This is a genomic window from Megasphaera hutchinsoni (assembly GCF_001553405.1).
GTDB classification, from domain to species: domain Bacteria; phylum Bacillota; class Negativicutes; order Veillonellales; family Megasphaeraceae; genus Megasphaera; species Megasphaera hutchinsoni.
In genome coordinates this window covers 561-1,415 of the sequence record NZ_KQ960938.1, presented here as the reverse complement: position 1 = coordinate 1,415, position 855 = coordinate 561, and the positions used below count along the sequence as shown (strand labels likewise).

Here is an 855-nt window from a genome sequence, read left to right as displayed (position 1 = left end):
ATGTTACGAATATAACGAACAATTTGGACAAGACCAATAAAGGCTTTGACGTATATATCAAAGATAATAGCGATGCCAACAAATTTGATGTGAAATTGGGCGACGTTAAAAAAGACGCTTTCGGTTTCGATGCAGGCAACGGTCTTGCTATTGCACGCGATGGTAAGAAGATTATCTATTCCTTACAAGATGACGTTTCCATTGGTAAAGCTGGAGACAATGGTAAGGATGGTAAAATCACTGTCAATGGTAAAGACGGCGAATCGGTTACTATCAAGGGTAAAAATGGCGAAATTGGAATTCAAGGACCAAAAGGTGCTGATGGTAAGTCGAATAGCGTTACTTTGAGTGGTAAAGATGGTACTATTGGCGTTCAAGGACCAACAGGTGCTGATGGTAAAGATGGCAACAGCGTTACTTTGAATGGTAAAGACGGTTCTATCGGTATCAAAGGTAAAGATGGTGAGAATAAAGTAGACATTACCACTGGAAATGGAAAAGTGGGTCTTGACGGTACAGATGGTGAAACCCGTATTATCGTTAAAGATGGTAATAAGAACAATGAATTGGCAACCATGAATGATGGCTTGAAATTCAAAGGCGATGATGGCACAGCGGTAGGCGTAAAATTAAATAATCAAGTGAATATCGTTGGCGGCGCTAAAATCGTTAGAGATCATGAAACCATTACTAACTTGACCGATAATAACATCGGCGTAGAATCCATTGTAGATGAAACAGATGGTAACAATGCGAAGATGAAGATCCGTTTGGCGAAGAATCTTTCTGATTTAGAAAGCATTACTTTTAATAGTAAAGACAAAACAAATCCAATGAAGATTGATGGCGACGCTA

Annotated in this window: 1 pseudogene; it reads left to right on the top strand. The window is 39.2% G+C overall.

Annotated features, from left to right (window positions below):
- Positions 1 to 855, top strand: a pseudogene (locus HMPREF3182_RS02780) (hypothetical protein); the annotation flags it as partial.